Consider the following 21968-nt stretch of genomic DNA (forward strand, 5'->3'; position numbering starts at 1 on the left):
CCCGGCCGGGATCAGACCCCGGCACGTCTCCCACACGTCTGGCCCGACCGTCTCGCCGACCCACTCACCCATCGCCACAAGACGAGTCTGGCCCTGCCGCTGACGCGGCAGGGCCAGAACCCAAGATCTTCATGAGCCTTCTAGCGCTTGCTCTCCTCCGTCCGACCAGGCCCTTGGATTCCGAGGGCCTGGGTCGTCGCCGGGTTGATCAGCAGCACCAGCGCCGCGATCGCGACCACGGCCAGGACGATTCCCGCGGGGATCGCGACGCTGTCCGCCCGGAGCAGGTTGTACGCCACCGGCAGCGCCATGATCTGCGTGATGACGGCGGGCCCCCGGCTCCAGCTGCGCCGCAGCAGCAGTCCGCGCGCGGCGATCAGCGGCAGCAGGGCCAGCGCGATCAGGGTGACGCCCCCGGTGACGCCGGTACTGAGGTCGCCGGAGTCGCCGGTGAAGCCCACGACCAGCATGGCGCCGCCGCCGACCAGCAGGGCGATCCCCTCCAGCGCGGCCAGTGCCGCCGCGGCGGTCAGCCGCCCGGGGCGGGGCTCGGCGTCGGAGGTGTCCGGCGTGGGGGTCTGCTGAGGGCTCACCCCTGAAGGGTAGCCCCGGCGCCCGGACGCACACCGGCGCCCCGTACGCCCCCACGTGCTCATCGTCACTACACGATCTCCCCCGTGATCCGCACCTCGGTATGGGACGAGTACCGCTCAGTAGGTACGCTGCAACTCATGCGTGCACTTCTCGTGGTCAATCCGGCGGCAACCACCACAAGCGCACGTACGCGCGATGTCCTGATCCACGCGCTCGCGAGCGAGATGAAGCTCGAGGCGGTCACCACCGAGTACCGCGGCCACGCCAAGGACCTCGCCCGCCAGGCGGCCGAGGGCAAGGACGACATCGAGCTGGTCGTCGCGCTCGGCGGTGATGGCACGGTCAACGAGGTCGTCAATGGCCTGCTGCACCACGGCCCCGACCCGGACCGCCTCCCCCGCCTGGCCGTGGTCCCCGGCGGCTCCACCAATGTCTTCGCCCGCGCCCTCGGCCTGCCCAACGACGCCGTGGAGGCCACCGGCGCCCTGCTGGACGCCCTCCGTGAGAACCGCGAGCGCACGGTCGGGCTGGGTATGGCCTCGGGCACCCCGGGGACGGAGGACGAGGCGGTCCCGTCCCGCTGGTTCACGTTCTGCGCGGGCCTCGGTTTCGACGCCGGTGTGATCGGCCGGGTCGAGCAACAGCGCGAGCGTGGAAGGAAATCCACACACGCTCTTTACCTGCGCCAGGCATTCCGGCAGTTCCTGGAAGAGCCTCACCGCAGGAACGGCACGATCACTCTGGAGCGGGCCGGCGAGGAGCCGATTTCCGATCTTGTGCTGTCCATAGTCTGCAACACGTCCCCGTGGACGTTTCTCGGCAATCGCCCGGTGTACGCGTCGCCTAAGGCCTCGTTCGATAAAGGTCTCGACGTGCTCGGCCTCAGCCGCATGTCGACGCCCGCGCTTGCCCGTTATGCGACACAGTTGCTCACTTCGTCCCCCGAGCGGGGACCCCATGGCAAGCACGCCACCACCGTGCACGACCTGACCGACTTCACCTTGCATTCGAAGGTGCCCCTCCCCCTCCAGATGGACGGCGACCACCTCGGACTGCGTACGAGCGTGACGTTCACAGGCGTACGCCGTGCACTGCGTGTGATTGTGTGAGCGGAACGGGCAAAAGTCCTTCCACTCGAACGTTTAGGCCAGGGTCCACCCCATGGAAGTACGGCTGTGACACAGTCGACACCGAGGAATCAAAAAAAACTTTCTGGAAGGGGTTGTATCCGCCGCTGAGGTTTGCGAGTCTCTACGTGGCGCTCGGGACAGCCCGCAACACCGGCTCAAGCAAGCGCCAGAACCCCTCCTCACAACAAAGGACCACACCAGTCCGTCTGGTGGTCGGCCCTTCACTTGTTGAGGGATTCGTGAAAGCGTTCACATTCACAAGCAACGTGCATGTAATACCAAGGAGAGGTAGCAGCCATGGACTGGCGTCACAACGCCGTTTGCCGCGAGGAAGACCCCGAGCTCTTCTTCCCCATCGGCAACACCGGTCCTGCGCTGCTGCAGATCGAGGAAGCCAAGGCTGTCTGCCGTCGCTGCCCGGTTATCGAGCAGTGTCTGCAGTGGGCGCTTGAGTCCGGCCAGGACTCCGGCGTCTGGGGTGGTCTCAGCGAGGACGAGCGCCGCGCCATGAAGCGCCGCGCCGCCCGCAACCGGGCCCGTCAGGCCTCCGCCTGACAATCCCACCCAGCAATAGCCTGAGCTTGGCGGCGCGTACAGCGAGTACGCATCTCCCGCCCCCGAGCCGCAGCGCGCAGTGCCCCCGGTGCGCCTAATCAGCGACGACACTGAGCCCCGGACCACATGATGGTCCGGGGCTCAGTGCTGTCCGCCGTGGACCGGCATCCGTGCCGGGGTCGTCCGTATGCCCCCGCCCTACTTCTGGGCGCGGACCGGGATGTCGAGGATGACCTGCGTTCCCCGCTCCGGAGCCGGGACCATGTCGAAGGTGCCGCCCAACTCGCCCTCCACCAACGTCCGTACGATCTGCAGGCCGAGGTTGCCGGAACGGTGCGGGTCGAAGCCCTCGGGCAGGCCCACGCCGTCGTCCTGGACGGTGACGAGGAGACGGGCCTCCTTGGTGGTCCCGCCGCGCACGGCCGACACCTCCACGGTGCCGGTCTCGCCCTCGCGGAAGCCGTGTTCGAGGGCGTTCTGCAGGATCTCGGTGAGGACCATGGACAGCGGGGTGGCCACCTCCGCGTCGAGGATGCCGAAGCGTCCGGTGCGCCGGCCGGTGACCTTGCCCGGTGAGATCTCGGCGACCATGGCGAGCACCCGGTCGGCGATCTCGTCGAACTCCACCCGCTCGTCCAGATTCTGGGACAGCGTCTCATGCACGATCGCGATCGACCCGACCCGCCGTACGGCCTCCTCCAGGGCCTCGCGGCCGCGCTCGGACTCGATGCGCCGGGCCTGGAGCCGCAGCAGCGCGGCGACCGTCTGGAGGTTGTTCTTCACCCGGTGGTGGATCTCCCGGATGGTCGCGTCCTTGGTGATCAACTCGCGTTCGCGACGGCGCAGTTCGGTGACGTCCCGCAGCAGCACGAGCGAACCGATGCGCGGGCCCTTGGGCTTGAGGGGGATCGCCCGGAACTGGATCACGCCTTCATTCGACTCGATCTCGAACTCGCGCGGCGCCCATCCGCTCGCCACCTTCGCCAGCGCCTCGTCCACCGGCCCGCGTGACGGGGCGAGTTCGGCGGTGGTACGGCCGAGGTGGCAGCCCACGAGGTCGGCGGCGAGACCCAGGCGATGGTACGCGGACAGGGCGTTCGGGGAGGCGTACTGGACGAGGCCGTCCGCGTCGAGCCTGATCAGGCCGTCACCGACACGTGGTGAGGCGTCCATGTCGACCTGCTGGTCGGAGAACGGGAACGCGCCGGCGGCGATCATCTGGGCCAGGTCGGACGCGCTCTGGAGGTAGGTGAGCTCCAGCCGGCTGGGGGTCCGTACGGTCAGCAGGTTGGTGTTGCGTGCGATGACGCCGAGGACCCGGCCCTCCCTGCGGACGGGGATGGACTCGACCCGTACGGGCACCTCCTCACGCCATTCCGGGTCGCCCTCGCGGACGATGCGGCCCTCGTCGAGCGCGACGTCCAGAAGAGGACGGCGACCGCGCGGGACCAGGTGGCCGACCATGTCGTCCTGGTACGAGGTGGGGCCGGTGTTGGGGCGCATCTGGGCCACGGAGACATAGCGGGTGCCGTCGAGGGTGGGGACCCAGAGGACGAGGTCGGCGAAGGAGAGGTCGGAGAGGAGCTGCCACTCCGACACCAGCAGATGCAGCCACTCCAGGTCGGAGTCGCTGAGAGCGGTGTGCTGGCGGACGAGTTCGTTCATGGAGGGCACGTGTGCGAGCGTACCTGGCGGTACGGACATGCCTGGAAACGGCGGGCTGTGCCCCGCTGGACCCCGGCCCGGGGGCTGACGCGCCGGCCCCGGAAGCACCCGCGGGCCGCGGCGCCTGAGAGGGACCCTCAACCCTCCCGGCACCGCAGCCCGGAGCAACATCGGCCGTGGGGTGTGCGGTCCCGCGACCGAAGGATGAGGAGCCGGAGCAGTCAGGGCAGAGAGCGCCGGTTCCTCGGTCCGCCTTCCTGTGCGGGGAAGACGGAGGCCTGTGGTGTTCACAACTGATCGCCAACGTCGGAGCGCTGATCGATCAGATGGCCTATCACGCCATTCTTGACTAGACCACTGCGTGTGTCCATGCGTTGGCGGATGTTTGTTGTTGTTCCCTGGCCGACCCTCCATCGAGGGCGGGGCAAGGGCTTATACGCAGCGTAGCCCGGTTCGGCGGGCCGCCGGACCGGAATGCCGTCGCCCGGCGGATTTCCAGCGGGGTGGGCCGAGGCGTGTCAGGCGTGGGTCGGGGTGTCGGTGCGGGCCGGGCGGGGCCAGATCGCCATCGCCAGGTCGGCCACCGCCTCCAGTTCCTGCCTGGTCGCGCCGTCCCGCGCCTGCTGGGACATGCCTTGAATGATCACGCCCGTGTGGCGGGCGAGTGCGGAGGCGTCCGTGTCGGCGGGCAGTTCGCCCGCCGCGATGTCCGCTCTTATCCGGCTCTCGAAGACGGTGATCCACGCGTTGCGCCGGGCGCGAAGGGATTCCTCGACCTCGCGGCTCGTGCAGTTGGTGGCCGCGTGGATGACCAAGCAGCCATGAGGGTGGGCAGGGTTCGTGTACTCGACGGCGGCCTCACGCAGTATCCGCTCGACGGCGGCCCGCGCGGTGGGCTCCTCCTCCAGGGCCCGGTCGGTGAACGAGCCGTAGCGGACGCCGTACTCGCGGACCACCTCTTCGAAGAGGGACTGCTTGTCGCCGAACGCCGAGTACAGGCTCGGTGCGCCGATGCCCATGACGCGGGTCAGGTCGGCGACCGAGGTGGCCTCATAGCCGTTCTCCCAGAACGCCAGGATCGCCTTCTCCAGGGCGGTCGCGCGGTCGAAGGAGCGGGGTCGGCCACGCTGCTTGCTCTCCTTGGTCACCATGGAACGGATTTTATAGCGGGCACTAGACAAATGTCAGCGGCCTGATCTACGGTGATTTTTGTAGCGACCGCTAGGAAATGTGGAGGGGGAGCCGACATGGGCGTGCTCACAGGCAGGACGGCGCTCGTCACCGGGGCGAGCAGGGGCATCGGGCGAGGCATCGCCGAGCGGCTGGGACGCGACGGCGCACGGGTCGCGGTGCACTACGGAAGGAACGAGGCCGCGGCGAAGGAGACCGTGGCCGCGATCGAGGCCGCCGGCGGCTCCGCGTTCACCCTCGGGATCGAGCTGGGCCTGCCGGGGGACGCCGAGGCCCTGTGGGAGGAGTTCGACCGGCATGCGGACGGGCTGGACATCCTGGTGAACAACGCGGCGATCGGCGACTCCCGCCCGATCGAGGAGATCGACGAGGAGGGGTACGACCGCCTCTTCGCGGTGAACGTGAAGGCGCCCTTGTTCCTGGTCAAGCACGGCATGCCCCGGCTGCGCGACGGCGGCCGTGTCATCAACATCTCGTCGGGGCTCGCACGGACCGCGGCGATGCCGCACAACATGGCCTACGCGATGACGAAGGCGGCGCTGGACGTCCTCTCCCGCGACCTGTCGAAGGTGCTCGGCCCGCGGGGCATCACGGTGAACTCGGTGGCACCGGGCCTGACGACGACCGACAACACCGCCGAGTTCCTGAGCACCGAGGCGGGCCGCGCGATGGCCGAGGAGATATCGGCACTGGGCCGGGTCGGGGCGGTGGACGACATCACGGACGTGGTCGCATTCCTGGCGTCGGACGAGAGCCGTTGGGTGACAGGCAGCTGGGTCGACGCCACGGGAGGTTCCCTGACGTAGGGCGGGCTCGTAACCGGGGAAGAAGGCCGTATCCACGTGACGCGGGACACATCCGTGCGAAGCCCGCTCTGCTGCTAGATTGGTCTAAACCACACAGTATCTCCCCCACTCCCAGTGGAGTCCCTCTCTCCAGATCGGCAGGGCCAGCGTGGAAGTTGTCATCGTTCCCGATGCCAAGGCGGGTGGCGAACTCATAGCCGAGGCGATGGCGCGGTTGCTCCGGCGGAAGCCCGACGCGCTGCTCGGCGTCGCCACGGGATCGACCCCACTGCCCATCTACCAGGCGCTGATCGCGAAGGCGCGATCCGGTGCCGTGGACGCCTCTCGGGCGCGGATCGCCCAGCTCGACGAGTACGTGGGGCTGCCGGCCGACCACCCCGAGTCGTACCGCTCGGTGCTGCGCCGGGAGGTGCTGGAGCCGCTGGGGCTCGGTATGGAGGCGTTCATGGGGCCGGACGGCACCGCCGAGGACATACCGGGGGCCTGCGAGGCGTACGACAAGGCGTTGGCCGAGGCGGGCGGTGTGGATCTGCAGCTGCTCGGGATCGGGACCGACGGGCACATCGGGTTCAACGAGCCGTGCTCGTCCCTGGCCTCCCGGACCCGCATCAAGACACTGACCGAGCAGACGCGGATCGACAACGCGCGGTTCTTCGGCGGGGACATCGAGCAGGTGCCGCACCACGTCATCACCCAGGGCATAGGCACGATCCTGGAGGCACGCCACCTGGTGCTGCTCGCGACGGGCGAGGGCAAGGCGGACGCTGTCGCGGCGACCGTGGAGGGACCGGTGGCGGCGGTGTGCCCGGCGTCGGCGCTGCAACTCCACCCGCACGCCACGGTGGTGGTGGACGAGTCGGCCGCGTCGAAGCTCAAGCACGCCGACTACTTCCGGCACACCTACAACAACAAGCCCGACTGGCAGGGGATCTGACGAGGCCGGCATGCGCGAAGGCGCCACGGCCCGGGGAGGAGGGGCCGTGGCGCCTTCGTGTCGTGCGGCTGGGGGCCACATGCCGGGGCCCGCATGCCCCGCCTTCGGTGGCGGGGCATGTCACCCCCGGCGGCCGCTCCGGGGCCGTCCGGCGGCAGGCCGCGCTACTCGGCGCTCATGATGACCTCGGCCGCCGCTCGTCCGCAGACCCGCGCCGCTCCGTGGGTGGCGACATGGAGGGCGCCGCGGGGCGGTGACTGGGGGACACCCATCTCGACGACGATGGTGTCGGGGCGGGTGGTGAGGAGGACGTCGAGGGCGTCACTCATCCAGGGATGGCGGTGCTCGTCGCGGACCACGGCGACGATGCGCCGGGTACCTGCCACCGCGAGGGCGGAGGCGCCGGCGCTGTCACCCGCGAAGGTGCCGGTCTCGGTGCCGGGAAGGAACCGCGCGAGTTCCGCGCCCACGCCCCAAGGGGTCTCGTCGCCGACGGCGATGTTCGCCACCGGGGTGAAGGCCGCGACATACAGGGGCTGGACGGGGGGCTCGTACGGCAGCGGGGCGAAGGTCGCCCTCAGCGCGCGTCGGGCGGCCACGAGGCCGACCTCACCCAGGTCGGCTCGCCCGGCGTCCGCTTCCCGGCCGTCCGCTCCCCCGGTCGCCCGGCGAGTCCACCCGGCCAGGGCCCGGACCCGGTTCGCCGCGTCCGCCAGGCGTTCCTCGGGGAGGGTGCCCGACCGCACGGCGGCGACCAGGGCGTCCCGCAGGCGCCGTACGGTCTCGTCGTCGGCGAGGCCGCCTCCCACGCAGATCGCGTCGGCACCGGCGGCCAGGGCGAGGACACTGCCGTGCTCAATGCCGTACGTACCGGCGATGGCCCGCATCTCCATGCCGTCCGTGACGATGAGGCCCTCATAGCCCAGCTCGCCACGGAGCAGATCGGTGAGGATGCCGTGGGACAGGGTGGCCGGGCGGTCGGGGTCGAGGGCCGGGACGAGGATGTGGGCGCTCATGATGGCGCGGGTGCCGGCGGTGATGGCGGCGTGGAAGGGAGCCAGTTCGCGGGCCTCGACCAGGGGGCGGTCGGCGTCGATGCGGGGCAGGGCCAGGTGGGAGTCGACGGCGGTGTCGCCGTGGCCCGGGAAGTGCTTGGTGCAGGCGGCGACCCCGGCGGCCTGGAGGCCGGTGACATAGGCGGCCGTGTGGCGGGCGACCAGATCGGGATCGGCGCCGAAGGAGCGGACGCCGATGACGGGGTTCGCCGGGTTGGAGTTCACATCGGCGGAGGGGGCCCAGTTGAAGGTGACGCCGCATTCGGCGAGGCGGCGACCGAGGGCGAAGGCCACGTCCCGCGTGAGGTCGACGTCGTCGACGGCACCCAGGGCGTGGTTGCCGGGGACGGAGGAGCCGGTGCGGACCTCCAGACGGGTGACGTCGCCGCCCTCCTCGTCGATCGCGACCAGGACGTCCTCGCGCTCGGCGCGCAACTGGGCGGTGAGAGCGGAGAGTTGTTCGGGGGAGGTGATGTTACGGCCGAAGAGGCCGACGGAGGCGAGGCCCTCGCCGAGGCGGCGCAGCAGCCAGTCGGGGGCGGCGGTGCCCGCGAATCCGGGCTGGAGGACCGTCAGCGCGTCCCGGGTGAGGGCGTCCGGCCCCGAGTGGGAGCCGGTCGAGCCGGTGGCGAATGTCGTCATCGGGTGGTTATCCCTTCACGGCGCCCGCGGTGAGGCCCGCGGCCATCTTGCGCTGGACGAGGAGGAAGAGGACGACGATCGGCACGGCCATCATGGTGGAGCCGGCCATCATCGGGGCGTATTCGGTGCCGTGTTTGGTGGTGAAGTTGCCGAGCCACACGGTGGCGGTCTGGTTCTGCTGGCTCATCAGCATCAGGGCGTACAGGTACTCGTTCCACGCCTGGATGAAGCCGTAGACCGAGGTCGCCACCATGCCGGGCGCGAGCAGGGGGAAGACCACGCGGAGGAAGGCGGTGGTGCGGGAGCAACCGTCGACCATGGCGGCCTCCTCCAGCTCACGCGGGATGTTGACGATGAAGCCGCGCAGGGTCCACACCGTGAACGGGAGGATGAACGTCAGATAGGTGATGATGAGGCCGGTGAGGCGGTCGTACTGGCCCAGGTCGTTCAGGAGCAGGAACACCGGGATGATCATCGCGACCAGCGGGACCATCTGTACGGCCAGGATGCCGACGATCACCACCTTCCGGCCGCGGAAGGCGAAGCGGGAGATGGCGAGGGCCGCCAGCATGCCGACGACGATACCGATCACGACGACCGTCAGGGACACCACGAGGCTGCGGCCCACGGGGCCCCAGAAGTCGGCGATGTCCAGCGCGCGGCTGAAGTTGGAGAAGGTGACGGACGTCGGCAGGAGGCTCGGGTCCGGGTCGATGGCGTCTTTGGCCGGTTTGAACGCGGTGTTCAGCATCCAGTAGACCGGGAAGCCGGCCGTGACGAAGACGAGGAGGCCGAGGAGGTTCCAGCCGAGCCTGGACCCGCGGCGACCGGAGGCAGTGGCTGTGCTCATTCGACCTCTCCGATCTTCAGCATCTGGCGCATGTAGACGCCGATCACGCCGAGCAGCAACAGCACGGTGAGGAGTGCGATCGCGGAGCCCTGCGCGTAGTCGTTGACCACGAAGGCCCTGTCGTACGAGTAGGTGGTGAGCAGTTGGAACTCGGCCTCCGGGTGGCCGTTGCGCATCACGAAGACCTGCGGGAAGACACCCATGTCCCAGATGACGGAGAGCGTCGTGAGCATCACGACGATCGGCTTCAGGATGGGGAGGGTGACGTAGCGGAAGACGCCCCACGCGCCGGCGCCGTCCAGGCGGGCGGCCTCCTCCATCTCCTTCGGCACCTGGGTGAGTCCGGCGCTGAGGGTGATGACCACGAACGGCACGGCGCCCCACACCACCAGCAGTGTGATGACGGCGAGTCCTTCGGGGCCGCTCGCGAACCAGTTGTGGCCGATCATGTCGACGCCGGGGAGCTTGCTGAGGAGCGCGTTGAAGATGCCGTAGTCGGAATCGAAGAGCCACTTGAAGACGGTGGTGGCCACGATGATCGGCATGCCCCAACTCGCCACGAGCGCGATGTTGATGAGGGTCTTCACCCAGCCGGAGACCCGCTGGAGCAGGAGCGCGATCAGCATGCCGATCACCATGGTGAAGATGACGCAGGCTGCGGCGAAGACGATGGTCCGTACGACGACCGTCCAGAACTCGCTGTCGCCCAGCACCTTGGCGAAGTTGTCGAAGCCGACCGACTCCGCCGGCTGGAAACCCCACAGCTGGGACTGGCCGAACGTCTGGAAGGAGAGGGTGACCAGACGGACCAGCGGATAGCCGAGGACGACGGCGAGGATCAGCAGGCAGGGGGCAAGGAGCGCCCAAGGGACAGCGGCGCCACCGGAACGCTTCGTGCCGGAGGCCCGGCCCGCGGCGGCGGGCGGCGCCGGTGGTACCTGCCGCGGTGGCGGCACCTTGGTCGGAGTGGTCGTATCTGCGGCACTCATCGCGCGCTCCTAAAGCAAATGAAGAGGGGGGCCGATCAGCGCCCCGCCCGCCTCGCCCCGTAGGGAGCCGGGCGGTGAAGCACCCGAAGAGAGGTGCGGGGAGCCGCGCGACCAGCCACGACGCACGGCCTGCGCCCCCGCGCCCCGTCGCGGCACTGTCGTGATGCACCCGCCGGTTCGCCTCATGGCACCCACCGGTCGGGGCTGTGGCACCCCCGGTCGGGCCCGGCCCACGACGCCGGGCCCGACCGGGGGTCGACCGTCACTTGGTGTTGATGACCTTGTCGATCGCGGCGTCCGCGTCCTTCGCGGCTTCCTCGACCGTCTTCTTGCCGGTGCCGATGTTCTGGAGCATGGTCTGGAGGATCTGGGCCTTCTCGACCTGGCCCCAGCCGGGCGCCATCGGGACGAACCAGTTGGACTCGGCCGCGGTGGCCGGGACCGCCGTCGCCTGGTCGTCCTTGAGGGTGGCGAGGTCGGTCTTGTTGTTGGGCAGGTTGCCCTTCTCCATCAGGCCCTTCTGGCCGGCGGGGCCGGTGAAGGCGTTGATCCATTCGGCCGCGACACCCTGCGCGTCGGACTTCACGGGGACGGCGAGGTCGGAGCCGCCGAGGAAGACGGGCAGGTTCTTGCCGGACGGGCCGGGCATCACGAAGTTCTCGACGTGACCGGCGAGCTTGCCGGTCTTGTCGTTCTCCTTGGCCGCGGCGGTCGCGCCCTCCCAGGCGGGAGCGAAGATCATGCCGGACTTGCCCTGGCCGTAGACGATGTACCGGTCCGACTCGTCCTTGGTCTTGTCGCCGTGCATGTAGCTGTCGACGACGTTCTGGAACTCCTTGAGGCCCTTGACGGACTCCGGGGAGGAGAGGCTGGCCTTCCACTGACCGCCCGACTCGACGGCGATGGAGCCGCCGGCGTCGTAGACGAAGGACATGGCCGCGTACCAGTCGCGGGTGGGCTGGTACCAGGCGCTGAACTTGTCGCCCCGCTTCTTCTGGACCTTGTCGAGGGCGGCGGTCAGCTCGTCGTACGTCTTCGGCGGGGACTTGACGCCCACGGCGGCGAAGACGTCCTTGCGCCAGTTGGCGACGCGGCCACCGGCGTAGTACGGGACGCCGTAGGTCTTGCCCTCGTAGGTCACGGAGGCCTTGAGGCCGTCGAGCCAGGCGCCGGAGTTGTCGAACTTCGCCGGGTCCACGGGGGCGAAGGCGCCCTTGACCATGTAGGCGAGCATCTCGGTGTTGCCCATCTCGACGACGTCGGGGGCCTTGTCGGTGGCGAGGACGGCGTCCAGCTTGGCGTTCTTGTCGGGCCAGCCGTAGTACTCGTGCTTGATCGTGATGCCGGGGTGCTTCTTCTTGACCGAGGCGTCGGCGGCCTTGACCAGTTCCGGCCAGTTGTTCTGCGCGTCGACCGTGAGCCAAACGGTCAGTTCCTTGGTGTCGGCCGCCTTGTCCGAGCCCCCGCTCTCGCCCCCGCACGCCGCGATGGAGACCATCATGCCCGCGATACAGATCGCGGTTGTCAGCTTGCGCTTCACGCCACCCTCCTCAGGGATGCCATTCCTCAGGGATGCCACAAACCCCCCTGCTCCCCGCGGTGACAGACGTACCGAGCATGGGGCCGGGACCTGGACCAATGGTGTAGACCAGTACGCCGGAGCTTGGCTCAGACCAATCGGCGTGTCAAGGGTGTGCGAACCCGCTCTCACCAGCCGTTATGCGACCTACATATGCAAGAACCTTTATGTAAGAAGGCAGCGAAAACCGAGCGCTTGAGTCACACTCGTCGGGTAGACCACTGCACCTTCCCGGAGTAGACCAGCGGAGCCCCCTCCATGGACTAGACCAGCGGGGGCTGTGCGGGTATACAGAAGGATCACGCCACTAGGAGCCGGGAAGGCGGAGCATGAGCACCGACGTCAGCAGTGCGGAGAACGAGAACGGGGCGAACGTCCGTACCGCGCGTGTGCCCAAGTACTACCGCCTGAAGAAGCACCTGCTCGACATGACCGAAACACTGCCGCCGGGCACGCCGGTCCCCCCGGAGCGGACGCTCGCCGCCGAGTTCGACACCTCGCGCACGACCGTGCGGCAGGCGCTGCAGGAACTGGTGGTCGAGGGGCGTCTGGAGCGCATCCAGGGCAAGGGCACGTTCGTCGCCAAGCCGAAGGTCTCCCAGGCCCTGCAACTGACCTCGTACACCGAGGACATGCGTGCCCAGGGTCTGGAACCGACCTCCCAACTGCTGGACATCGGCTACGTCACCGCGGACGACACCCTCGCCGGGCTGCTGGACATCACAGCGGGCGGACGGGTCTTGCGGATCGAGCGGCTCCGCATGGCGAACGGCGAGCCGATGGCCATCGAGACGACCCATCTGTCCGCCAAGCGCTTCCCCGCCCTGCGCAGGTCACTGGTCAAGTACACGTCCCTCTACACCGCGCTGGCCGAGGTGTACGACGTCCATCTCGCCGAGGCCGAGGAGACCATCGAGACCTCGCTGGCCACCCCGCGTGAGGCCGGCCTGCTCGGCACGGACGTGGGCCTGCCGATGCTGATGCTCTCCCGCCACTCCGTGGACAAGGAGGGACAGCCGGTGGAATGGGTGCGGTCCGTCTACCGGGGCGACCGCTACAAGTTCGTGGCACGCCTGAAGCGCCCGCAGGACTGACCGGTCCACGGCGATCGATCCTCGCGGCGGCGACCGATCCTCTGTGGCGGTCACCGATCCCTCGCGACGGCAGCCGTCCCGTGCGTCGTCTCCGGCGCACGGGCCGCGGTCGAGCCGCGGTAGGGACGCAGCACCTCCGCAAATCCGTTATGCGAACAGGGGTTACGCGCAGCGGAGCAGTCCCTTAGATTTCCTGCGCATTACTCAGGTGATCAGTGAGGGGACGGAGCCCTGGTATGTCCAATGCGCCCGACGTGAAATCACCGGAGACACCGGCGGTGACACCTGTCAGAGTGGTCATCGCCCTGTTCCTGTTCGCCCCGTTCGTGGCGATGCTCTGGGTCGGTTCGTACGCCAAGACGGACCCCGCGTTCATCGGCATCCCGTTCTTCTACTGGTACCAGATGGCCTGGGTGCTGATCTCCACGGCGCTCACGGCCACCGCCTACGTGCTGTGGCAGCGTGACCAGCGAGCCCGCAGGTCCGCGCGGTCCCAGGACGGGGGTGTCGCGCAGTGAAGGACGGCGTGAACGGCGTGGCACTCGCCGTCTTCATCTTCTTCTTCCTGGCCGTCACGGTGATGGGCTTCATGGCCGCCCGCTGGCGCAAGGCCGAGAACGAGCACAGCCTCGACGAATGGGGCCTGGGCGGACGGTCGTTCGGCACCTGGATCACCTGGTTCCTGCTCGGCGGCGACCTCTACACCGCGTACACCTTCGTCGCCGTACCGGCGGCGATCTACGCGGCGGGCGCGGCCGGCTTCTTCGCGGTGCCCTACACGATCCTGGTCTACCCGCTCATCTTCACGTTCCTGCCCCGCCTGTGGTCGGTGTCGCACCGGCACGGGTACGTGACCACGTCGGACTTCGTCCGCGGACGCTTCGGCTCGAAGGGCCTGTCGCTGGCGGTGGCCCTGACCGGCATTCTGGCAACGATGCCATACATCGCCCTCCAGCTCGTCGGCATCCAGGCCGTGCTGGACGTGATGGGCGTCGGCGGCGGCGAGAACACCAACTGGTTCATCAAGGACCTGCCGCTGCTGATCGCCTTCGGCGTCCTGGCCGCGTACACCTACTCCTCCGGCCTCCGCGCCCCCGCGCTGATCGCGTTCGTGAAGGACACGCTGATCTACATCGTCATCGCGGTGGCGATCATCTACATCCCGATCAAGCTGGGCGGCTTCGACGACATCTTCGCCAAGGCGACCGAGGCGTACGCCCAGACCAATCCGGCGACGGGCGCGCCGCGCGGGGCCCTGGTCCCGGGCGACGCCAACCAGTGGACGTACGCGACCCTGGCCCTCGGCTCGGCGCTCGCGCTCTTCATGTACCCGCACTCGATCACCGCGACGCTGTCCTCCAAGAGCCGCGAGGTGATCCGCCGCAACACCACGATTCTGCCGCTGTACTCGCTGATGCTGGGCCTGCTGGCGTTGCTGGGCTTCATGGCGATCGCGGCCGGAGTCAAGGTGCAGAACGGCCAGTTGGCGATCCCGCAGCTGTTCGAGACCATGTTCCCGGACTGGTTCGCGGGCGTGGCCTTCGCGGCGATCGGCATCGGCGCGCTGGTGCCGGCAGCGATCATGTCCATCGCCGCGGCGAACCTTTTCACCCGCAACATCTACAAGGACTTCATCAAGCCGGACGCCACGCCCGCGCAGGAGACCAAGGTCTCCAAGCTGGTGTCGCTGCTGGTGAAGGTCGGCGCGCTCGTCTTCGTCCTGACGATGGACAAGACGGTCGCCATCAACTTCCAGCTCCTCGGCGGCATCTGGATCCTCCAGACCTTCCCGGCCCTGGTCGGCGGCCTGTTCACCCGCTGGTGCCACCGCTGGGCCCTGCTCGCCGGCTGGGCGGTCGGCATGATCTACGGGACGGTCGCCGCGTGGAACGTCTCCTCGCCGACCCAGAAGCACTTCGGCGGCTCCTCCGCGGAGATCCCCGGCATCGGCGAGATCGGCTACATCGGCCTCACCGCGTTCGTCCTCAACGTCGCCGTCACCGTGGTCCTCACCTTCGTCCTCCGGGCGGCCAAGGCACCCGACGGCATCGACGAGACCAAGCCGAGCGACTACACGGCCGACGCGGGCGACGCGGGAGTCCAGGTGGAACTGCCTCCGGCGACGGCGGGTTCGAGCCACTGAAACTCTGACACGCAGACCCCGCGCCCCTTTGAAGGGCCGAAGGCCCACAAGGGGCGCGGGGAACTGCGCGAGCAACCACGACGAAGCCGCACCCGCCGACACAGCGACCCCCGATCTCATAGGCGCCCAAGGGGCCCGAAGGGGCACAGCCCCTGCTGACGCAAGGGCAGGGGCAGCACGCGCACCCCCGGCTACCCTGACCCGGTGACCGTCCCCACACCGATCGTCCTGGACAGCGACCCCGGTATCGACGACGCCGTAGCCCTGCAGTACCTCCTCGGCACAGGCCTCTGGGACCTCAAGGCCTACACCTCGGTCGGCGGCAACCTCCCCGCCGACGCCACCTACCGCAACGCCCGCGCACTGGCCCGAGCCCTCCGCATCGACACCGACGTCCCCGTCCACCGGGGCGCGGGCCGCCCCCTGTCCCGCCTCCCCTACCGCGAGGCATCCGCCTTCCACGGCCGGGCCGGCCTCGGCGAGGAGTCCCTGCCCGACTCCACCGCCCCGCACCCCACGGAGTCCTCCGCACAGGCCCTGCTGCGCCTGTCCCGCGCGTACGAGGGCGAGCTGACGGTGTGCGCCACCGGCCCGCTCACGAACGTCGCGATCGCCCTGCTGGAGGATCCCGGTTTCGCCCGCCGCGTCGCGAAGTTCGTGTTCATGGGCGGCGCCGCGCAGGTGCCGGGGAACTTCACCCCCGTCGCCGAGTTCAACATCTGGTCCGACCCGGACGCCGCCGAGGTCGTGCTCGCCTCCGGCATCCCGTTCACGATGGTCGACCTGGACGCCTCCCACGGCTGGCTGTTCCGCCCCGCGGACCTCGCGGCGCTGGAGGCGGCGGGCCCGGGCACGGCGCTCGCCGCCCGGCTGATGCGGACCTACATGCAGGCCTACACCCGCCACGGCGGGGACGGCACGTGCCCGCTGCACGATCCGCTGGCGGTGGGGGTGTGCGGGGACGAGGCGTTCGTGACGGCCGCCGAGGGGGCCGTGATCGTGGAGTGCGCGAGCGAACTCACACGCGGCCAGACCGTGTTCGTGCCGGCCGACGCCCGGCGGATCTACTACTCCGAGTCCCCCTCCCTGACGGCCCGCCTCCGCGCCACCGGCCGCGTCACCCTGGGCCCCGGCCCCCGCGACTTCAGCGAGCACTTCGTGACGACGCTGCCGCACTGGCCGGCACTGCCCTGACCGACCTGCCACCACCGCGGCCGCCGCCGCAACGCCGCCCGTTGAACCGACAATCACACAAGCAACCGCCCCTGTGGACAACCGCGGACCTGCCGACCGCCTCCTCGTGCAGACTGCGATCCATGGACATCACGATCAGGCACATCTCCCCCGACGAGTACACCCACCTCGGCGACATCACCGCACAGGCCTATCTGACGGACGGCTTGCTGGACTTCGGAGAGGGCGACGCATACCTCGGCGAACTACGGGACGTGGCGCGGCGGGCCGCCGCGGCCGAGGTGCTCGTGGCAGTGACGGAGGGACGGGTGGTCGGCGGTGTGACCTTCGTCCCGGCCGGAGGCGCCATGGCCGATATCGCCACCCCCGGGGAGGCCGAGATCCGGATGCTGGCGGTCGACCACGCTGCCCGCGGCCGCGGCATCGGCGAGGCCCTTGTGCGCGACTGCGTCGAGCGCGCCAGAGCCGTCGAGGGCTGTGTACGGGTCGTGCTGTCGACCCAGCGGACCATGCACTCCGCCCACCGCATCTACGAACGCCTGGGCTTTGTTCGAACGCCGGCACGCGACTGGAACCCCATCCCGCACCTCCCGGACCTGACGCTGCTCACCTATGAGTTGACGCTATGACACGCTCCGAAGTCACCGCGACACAACATCTGGGGGTGGACCGGCGACCCAACACAAGATGTATGCTCATGCTCGCTGTCGCCGCAGGGGAATCCGGTGCGAATCCGGAACTGTCCCGCAACGGTGTACTTGCGTTTTTTCGCACGCGAGTCCAGTCCGAGGACCTGCCGACAGTGCGCCCGGCCGTCCGGTCCGGGTGCCCTGACGTCCGGGCCTCGTGGAGTGGGCCGGTGGACGCGACGCCCCCGTGCGCTCGTGTGCTGCTGCCTGCCCTCCGCGAGGCCCCGTGCCGAGCGAGGGAGAGCCCCCACGTGACCATCGCGCCAGCCGACCCGGTTTCAGCCACCCCGGCCCCCGCCGGACCGGCTTCCGCCACCCCGGCGACGGAGACCGACGGTCCCGGTGCCGCGTTGCTGCGGACCCTGACCGAGCTGACCGCCGACCTGCCCGACGCCGACCCCGGCCGGGTCGCCGCCGCCGCGCTGCGCGGCCGGTCCGCTCGGGCGGACGAGACGGAGCTGCGCGAGCTGGCCACGGAGGCGGCCGCCGGCCTCATCTCCGAGGACCCCGCCTACTCGAAGCTGGCCGCCCGCCTGCTGACGATCTCCATCCGCGCCGAGGCCGCCTCCCAGGGCGTCACGACGTTCACGGAGTCCGTCGCCGTGGGCCACCGGGAAGGGCTCGTCGCCGACCGCACGGCGGAGTTCACGCGGCTGCACGCCGAGCGGCTCGACGCGCTCGTCGACCCGGCCGCCGACGACCGGTTCGGCTACTTCGGGCTGCGCACGCTCCACAGCCGCTACCTCCTCAGGCACCCGATCACCCGCAAGGTCGTGGAGACCCCGCAGCACTTCATGCTGCGCGTGGCCAGCGGTCTCGCCGAGGACGACACCGCGCGGTCCGTGGACGAGGTCGCCGCTCTGTACCGGCTCATGAGCCGCCTCGACTATCTGCCGTCCTCCCCCACCCTCTTCAACTCCGGTACGCGACACCCCCAGATGTCGTCCTGCTACCTCCTCGACTCCCCGCTGGACGAGCTGGACTCCATCTACGACCGCTACCACCAGGTGGCCCGCCTCTCGAAGCACGCCGGCGGCATCGGGCTGTCGTACTCCCGCATCCGTTCGCGCGGTTCGCTGATCCGCGGCACCAACGGGCACTCCAACGGCATCGTGCCGTTCCTGAAGACGCTGGACGCCTCGGTCGCCGCCGTGAACCAGGGCGGCCGGCGCAAGGGCGCGGCCGCGGTCTACCTGGAGACCTGGCACTCCGACATCGAGGAGTTCCTGGAGCTGCGCGACAACACCGGTGAGGACGCCCGCCGTACGCACAACCTGAACCTGGCGCACTGGATCCCGGACGAGTTCATGCGCCGGGTCAACGCGGACGAGCAGTGGTCGCTGTTCTCCCCGGCCGACGTGCCCGAGCTGGTCGACCTGTGGGGCGCGGAGTTCGACGCCGCGTACCGCAAGGCGGAGGCCGACGGGCTGGCGCGGAAGACCATCCCGGCCCGTGACCTGTACGGCCGCATGATGCGGACGCTCGCGCAGACCGGCAACGGCTGGATGACGTTCAAGGACGCCGCCAACCGCACCGCCAACCAGACGGCCGAGCCGGGCCACGTCGTCCACTCCTCCAACCTCTGCACGGAGATCCTGGAGGTCACGGACGACGGCGAGACGGCGGTCTGCAACCTGGGCTCGGTGAACCTGGGCGCCTTCGTCGACCTCACGACCGGCGACCTGGACTGGCAGCGGCTGGACGAGACCGTCCGCACGGCCGTGACCTTCCTGGACCGGGTCGTCGACATCAACTTCTACCCCACCGAGCAGGCGGGCCGGTCGAACGCCAAGTGGCGCCCCGTGGGCCTCGGCGCGATGGGCCTTCAGGACGTCTTCTTCAAGCTGCGGCTGCCGTTCGACTCGGCCGAGGCGAAGGCCCTGTCCACCCGGATCGCCGAGCGCATCATGCTCGCCGCGTACGAGGCGTCCACCGACCTCGCCGAGCGCAACGGCCCGCTGCCGGCCTGGGAGAAGACCCGGACGGCCCGCGGTGTGCTGCACCCCGACCACTACGGCGTGGAGTTCACCTGGCCGGAGCGCTGGGCGGCCCTGCGCGAGCGCGTCGCCGCCGTCGGCCTGCGCAACTCGCTGCTCCTCGCCATCGCGCCCACGGCGACCATCGCCTCCATCGCCGGTGTGTACGAGTGCATCGAGCCGCAGGTGTCCAACCTGTTCAAGCGGGAGACCCTCTCCGGTGAGTTCCTCCAGGTCAACTCCTACCTGGTGAAGGACCTCAAGGAGCTCGGCGTCTGGGACGCCCGCACCCGTGAGGCGCTGCGCGACTCGAACGGCTCCGTGCAGGACTTCGCATGGATCCCGGCCGACGTCCGGGCGCTGTACCGCACGGCCTGGGAGATCCCCCAGCGCGGCCTGATCGACATGGCCGCCGCCCGCACCCCGTATCTGGACCAGGCCCAGTCGCTGAACCTGTTCCTGGAGACGCCGACCATCGGCAAGCTCTCCTCGATGTACGCGTACGCCTGGAAGTCGGGGCTGAAGACGACGTACTACCTGCGCTCGCGCCCGGCGACCCGAATCGCCCGCGCCGCCCAGGGCCAGGCCCAGACGCAGACGCAGCTGTCCGCCCAGCCCGAGAAGACCATCCCCGTCCAGCAGGCCGCCGACCCCGATGCCGTCGCCTGCTCCCTTGAGAACCCCGAGTCCTGCGAGGCCTGCCAGTAATGCCCAGCAATCAGAACCTTCTCGACCCCGGCTTCGAGCTGACTCTGCGCCCCATGCGCTACCCGGACTTCTACGAGCGCTACCGGGACGCCATCAAGAACACCTGGACCGTGGAGGAGGTCGACCTCCACTCGGACGTCGCCGATCTCGCGAAGCTCAGCCCCTCCGAGCAGCACCTGATCGGCCGTCTGGTCGCCTTCTTCGCGACGGGTGACTCGATCGTCGCGAACAACCTGGTGCTGACCCTCTACAAGCACATCAACTCCCCCGAGGCGCGGCTGTATCTGTCGCGACAGCTGTTCGAGGAGGCCGTCCACGTCCAGTTCTATCTGACGCTGCTGGACACCTACCTCCCCGACCCGGAGGACAGGGCGGCGGCCTTCGCGGCCGTGGAGAACATCCCGTCCATCCGGGAGAAGGCCGGGTTCTGCTTCAAGTGGATGGACTCGGTCGAGAAGCTGGACCGCCTGGAGTCGCGGGCGGACCGTCGCCGCTTCCTGCTCAACCTCATCTGCTTCGCGGCGTGCATCGAGGGGCTGTTCTTCTACGGTGCCTTCGCGTACGTCTACTGGTTCCGCAGCCGGGGCCTGCTGCACGGTCTGGCGACGGGCACCAACTGGGTGTTCCGCGACGAGACGATGCACATGAGCTTCGCGTTCGACGTGGTCGACACCGTCCGCAAGGAGGAGCCGGACCTCTTCGACGACGAGTTGCAGCAGCAGGTGACGGACATGCTGCGGGAGGCCGTGGAGGCCGAGCTGCAGTTCGCCCGCGACCTGTGCGGTGACGGTCTGCCGGGCATGAACACCGACTCCATGCGGCAGTACCTGGAGTGCGTCGCCGACCAGCGGCTGACGCGGCTCGGCTTCGCGCCGGTGTACGGCTCGGAGAACCCGTTCTCCTTCATGGAGCTGCAGGGCGTCCAGGAGCTGACCAACTTCTTCGAGCGGCGTCCGTCCGCGTACCAGGTCGCGGTGGAGGGCACCGTCGACCTGGACGAGGACTTCTAGGACCCGCGAGCCGGCTCCGCCCCGAGGGCGGGCCGGCTCGGCCCGGCCCGCCGGGGTCACTTGAGCGTGATCGTGTCCCCGGCCGAGGTGACCCGCGCGGTCGACGCGAGGCCGGGGAAGTACCAACGCCAGCTGCCCGCCGCGTCGACGGTCACCTTGGTGCTGAGCCTTCCGGCGCTGCCCGACTTCACCGTCTTCACGGTGGTGTAGTGGGCGGCGCTGTTCTTCTTGAACTGGAGCCGCACCGACTGCCCCTTGAAGCCCTGGTACTTGAGGGTCTCCCAGTTGGCCCGGGACAGCGCGCCGGTGACGGTGACCTTCGAGCCCTTGGCGACCTTGTCGGGCGCGATGGTGGTGGTCAGCTTCGAGGCACGCTTGACCTTGTACCGGGCGATGTTGTCGGAGATCCAGTAGTCGCCGTCGTTGGCCTTGACGGTGGCGTTGACCTGCCAGACCCCGGCCGCCTTGTTGCTGTCGGCGTCGCTGTAGCCGGGGATCCAGGCCGGGGTGATCGACATCATGGCCGTGCACACCGACGTGGTCGACGACTTCTTCTTGCAGGTGGCGCCGGTCCAGTCGGCGAAACCGCCGCCCTGGGCGCTGTAGGCGTAGAAGGTGCTGACGCGGGTCAGTCCCTTGACGCCGGAGTTGTCCCGGACGGTGATGGCGACCGGGAACCTGATGGTCTTGGACGTCCCCACGATGACGTTGTGGCCGCCATTGACGACCGCCCTGGTCACCCGGACGTCGCCCTTCCCCTCGGCCTGGGCGCCCGTCGCCGCCAGCAGCACCAGGGCCGCCGCCCCGCCCGCGACGGCCAGGGTGCGGCCGTGCGCGGGGCGCGTTCCGTGTCTCATGATCCTCCCCTTGTGGTCGGGGAGAGGCTACACACGGAGGAAGGCAGGAGTCGTACGGATATGCGATCAGACCGTGCGGGCGAAGCGGCGCGAGGCGGAGCCGGACGTACGCCGCTCGGGCCGCGGCCCGTCGATGGCGGCCTGGCGTTCCGCCGCCTCCCTGAGCTGCCGGTCCACGCGCCGGTCGCGGAGGGCGCCGATGACGGCGGGCAGCGCGATCAGGACGAGCATGCCGAGGACGACCAGCGTTCCGATGAGTGCTTGCAGCTGTGTGGTGTTCATGGACACCACTGTCGCGCGGAACACT

20 protein-coding genes and 1 riboswitch are annotated in these 21968 nt (G+C 69.3%); of the genes, 11 read left to right on the forward strand and 9 right to left on the reverse strand.

What is annotated here, in order from left to right:
• Positions 1-140: 140 nt before the first annotated feature.
• Positions 141-593, reverse strand: coding sequence for a hypothetical protein (locus M8J73_RS35195; protein ID WP_055537118.1), 453 nt, complete (start codon positions 591-593; stop codon positions 141-143).
• Positions 594-731: 138 nt separating this feature from the next.
• On the opposite strand from M8J73_RS35195, the gene M8J73_RS35200 reads away from it, so the two are divergent.
• Complete coding sequence (locus M8J73_RS35200; RefSeq protein WP_055537117.1) at positions 732-1703, forward strand: diacylglycerol/lipid kinase family protein; 972 nt, start codon at positions 732-734, stop codon at positions 1701-1703.
• Between the two features lie 318 nt (positions 1704-2021).
• On the forward strand, positions 2022-2279 hold the full coding sequence (locus M8J73_RS35205; protein ID WP_003992873.1) for a WhiB family transcriptional regulator: 258 nt from the start codon (positions 2022-2024) through the stop codon (positions 2277-2279).
• Between the two features lie 198 nt (positions 2280-2477).
• Here the strand turns inward: M8J73_RS35205 and M8J73_RS35210 are convergent, their stop codons facing one another.
• Together M8J73_RS35210 and M8J73_RS35215 are read right to left on the reverse strand one after the other, a co-directional pair.
• On the reverse strand, positions 2478-3953 hold the full coding sequence (locus M8J73_RS35210) for a sensor histidine kinase (protein ID WP_206187758.1): 1476 nt from the start codon (positions 3951-3953) through the stop codon (positions 2478-2480).
• A 509-nt stretch (positions 3954-4462) separates the two neighbouring features.
• Complete coding sequence (locus M8J73_RS35215; protein WP_055537115.1) at positions 4463-5095, reverse strand: TetR/AcrR family transcriptional regulator; 633 nt, start codon at positions 5093-5095, stop codon at positions 4463-4465.
• A 96-nt stretch (positions 5096-5191) separates the two neighbouring features.
• On the opposite strand from M8J73_RS35215, the gene M8J73_RS35220 reads away from it, so the two are divergent.
• Positions 5192-5941 carry an SDR family oxidoreductase gene (locus M8J73_RS35220; protein WP_055537114.1) on the forward strand — a complete coding sequence of 250 codons (750 nt, stop codon included), beginning with the start codon at positions 5192-5194 and terminating at the stop codon, positions 5939-5941.
• 148 nt (positions 5942-6089) lie between these two features.
• Positions 6090-6875 carry a glucosamine-6-phosphate deaminase gene (gene nagB / locus M8J73_RS35225; protein WP_055537113.1) on the forward strand — a complete coding sequence of 262 codons (786 nt, stop codon included), beginning with the start codon at positions 6090-6092 and terminating at the stop codon, positions 6873-6875.
• A 164-nt stretch (positions 6876-7039) separates the two neighbouring features.
• On the opposite strand, the gene M8J73_RS35230 is transcribed toward nagB, so the two are convergent.
• The 4 genes from M8J73_RS35230 to M8J73_RS35245 all read right to left on the reverse strand — a co-directional run bounded on the left by M8J73_RS35230 (position 7040) and on the right by M8J73_RS35245 (position 11951).
• On the reverse strand, positions 7040-8572 hold the full coding sequence (locus M8J73_RS35230; protein ID WP_055537112.1) for a glycoside hydrolase family 3 protein: 1533 nt from the start codon (positions 8570-8572) through the stop codon (positions 7040-7042).
• Positions 8573-8579: 7 nt separating this feature from the next.
• Positions 8580-9422, reverse strand: a complete 843-nt coding sequence (locus tag M8J73_RS35235; protein WP_055537111.1) for a carbohydrate ABC transporter permease — start codon at positions 9420-9422, stop codon at positions 8580-8582.
• Positions 9419-10411, reverse strand: coding sequence for a carbohydrate ABC transporter permease (locus tag M8J73_RS35240; protein WP_055537110.1), 993 nt, complete (start codon positions 10409-10411; stop codon positions 9419-9421). The genes M8J73_RS35235 and M8J73_RS35240 overlap by 4 nt, the downstream gene beginning before the upstream one ends.
• A 262-nt stretch (positions 10412-10673) precedes the next feature.
• Positions 10674-11951 carry an extracellular solute-binding protein gene (locus M8J73_RS35245; RefSeq protein WP_055537109.1) on the reverse strand — a complete coding sequence of 426 codons (1278 nt, stop codon included), beginning with the start codon at positions 11949-11951 and terminating at the stop codon, positions 10674-10676.
• Between the two features lie 368 nt (positions 11952-12319).
• Here M8J73_RS35245 and M8J73_RS35250 point away from each other — a divergent pair, with 368 nt between their 5' ends.
• The 7 genes from M8J73_RS35250 (at position 12320) to M8J73_RS35280 (ending at position 20804) form a co-directional block, all read left to right on the forward strand.
• A complete protein-coding gene (locus M8J73_RS35250) occupies positions 12320-13084 on the forward strand; it encodes a GntR family transcriptional regulator (RefSeq protein WP_055518975.1) in 765 nt (254 codons plus the stop codon).
• 236 nt (positions 13085-13320) lie between these two features.
• Positions 13321-13602 carry a DUF3311 domain-containing protein gene (locus tag M8J73_RS35255; protein ID WP_055537108.1) on the forward strand — a complete coding sequence of 94 codons (282 nt, stop codon included), beginning with the start codon at positions 13321-13323 and terminating at the stop codon, positions 13600-13602.
• Positions 13599-15227: a monocarboxylate uptake permease MctP gene (mctP, locus tag M8J73_RS35260; RefSeq protein ID WP_055537107.1), complete on the forward strand. Its 1629-nt coding sequence runs from the start codon at positions 13599-13601 to the stop codon at positions 15225-15227. The genes M8J73_RS35255 and mctP overlap by 4 nt, the downstream gene beginning before the upstream one ends.
• Before the next feature lie 204 nt (positions 15228-15431).
• Positions 15432-16421 carry a nucleoside hydrolase gene (locus tag M8J73_RS35265; protein WP_055537106.1) on the forward strand — a complete coding sequence of 330 codons (990 nt, stop codon included), beginning with the start codon at positions 15432-15434 and terminating at the stop codon, positions 16419-16421.
• Positions 16422-16543: 122 nt separating this feature from the next.
• Complete coding sequence (locus M8J73_RS35270) at positions 16544-17050, forward strand: GNAT family N-acetyltransferase (RefSeq protein ID WP_055537105.1); 507 nt, start codon at positions 16544-16546, stop codon at positions 17048-17050.
• Positions 17051-17112: 62 nt separating this feature from the next.
• A riboswitch (cobalamin riboswitch) is annotated at positions 17113-17236 on the forward strand.
• Between the two features lie 125 nt (positions 17237-17361).
• The gene (locus M8J73_RS35275) at positions 17362-19794 is read left to right on the forward strand and encodes a ribonucleoside-diphosphate reductase subunit alpha (RefSeq protein ID WP_055537104.1); all 2433 of its coding nucleotides are present in this window, start codon (positions 17362-17364) and stop codon (positions 19792-19794) included.
• Positions 19794-20804 (forward strand): ribonucleotide-diphosphate reductase subunit beta, encoded by a 1011-nt coding sequence (locus M8J73_RS35280; RefSeq protein WP_055537103.1) that lies wholly within the window; start codon positions 19794-19796, stop codon positions 20802-20804. The genes M8J73_RS35275 and M8J73_RS35280 overlap by 1 nt, the downstream gene beginning before the upstream one ends.
• A gap of 56 nt (positions 20805-20860) precedes the next feature.
• On the opposite strand, the gene M8J73_RS35285 is transcribed toward M8J73_RS35280, so the two are convergent.
• Positions 20861-21661, reverse strand: coding sequence for a hypothetical protein (locus tag M8J73_RS35285; protein ID WP_055537102.1), 801 nt, complete (start codon positions 21659-21661; stop codon positions 20861-20863).
• A 66-nt stretch (positions 21662-21727) separates the two neighbouring features.
• Complete coding sequence (locus M8J73_RS35290; protein ID WP_249829512.1) at positions 21728-21943, reverse strand: hypothetical protein; 216 nt, start codon at positions 21941-21943, stop codon at positions 21728-21730.
• Positions 21944-21968: the final 25 nt, after the last annotated feature.

It is taken from the genome of Streptomyces neyagawaensis (assembly GCF_023516595.1).
Lineage (GTDB): Bacteria > Actinomycetota > Actinomycetes > Streptomycetales > Streptomycetaceae > Streptomyces > Streptomyces neyagawaensis.

Bases quoted from the DNA above. Each gene is read 5' to 3' on its own strand.
- M8J73_RS35255 (WP_055537108.1), top strand. From the start codon at position 13,321: ATGTCCAATGCGCCCGACGTGAAATCACCGGAGACACCGGCGGTGACA.
- M8J73_RS35235 (WP_055537111.1), bottom strand. From the start codon at position 9,422: ATGAGCACAGCCACTGCCTCCGGTCGCCGCGGGTCCAGGCTCGGCTGG.
- M8J73_RS35200 (WP_055537117.1), top strand. From the start codon at position 732: ATGCGTGCACTTCTCGTGGTCAATCCGGCGGCAACCACCACAAGCGCA.
- M8J73_RS35205 (WP_003992873.1), top strand. From the start codon at position 2,022: ATGGACTGGCGTCACAACGCCGTTTGCCGCGAGGAAGACCCCGAGCTC.
- M8J73_RS35215 (WP_055537115.1), bottom strand. From the start codon at position 5,095: ATGGTGACCAAGGAGAGCAAGCAGCGTGGCCGACCCCGCTCCTTCGAC.
- M8J73_RS35230 (WP_055537112.1), bottom strand. From the start codon at position 8,572: ATGACGACATTCGCCACCGGCTCGACCGGCTCCCACTCGGGGCCGGAC.
- M8J73_RS35240 (WP_055537110.1), bottom strand. From the start codon at position 10,411: ATGAGTGCCGCAGATACGACCACTCCGACCAAGGTGCCGCCACCGCGG.
- M8J73_RS35290 (WP_249829512.1), bottom strand. From the start codon at position 21,943: ATGAACACCACACAGCTGCAAGCACTCATCGGAACGCTGGTCGTCCTC.
- M8J73_RS35250 (WP_055518975.1), top strand. From the start codon at position 12,320: ATGAGCACCGACGTCAGCAGTGCGGAGAACGAGAACGGGGCGAACGTC.
- M8J73_RS35220 (WP_055537114.1), top strand. From the start codon at position 5,192: ATGGGCGTGCTCACAGGCAGGACGGCGCTCGTCACCGGGGCGAGCAGG.
- M8J73_RS35280 (WP_055537103.1), top strand. From the start codon at position 19,794: ATGCCCAGCAATCAGAACCTTCTCGACCCCGGCTTCGAGCTGACTCTG.
- M8J73_RS35270 (WP_055537105.1), top strand. From the start codon at position 16,544: ATGGACATCACGATCAGGCACATCTCCCCCGACGAGTACACCCACCTC.
- M8J73_RS35285 (WP_055537102.1), bottom strand. From the start codon at position 21,661: ATGAGACACGGAACGCGCCCCGCGCACGGCCGCACCCTGGCCGTCGCG.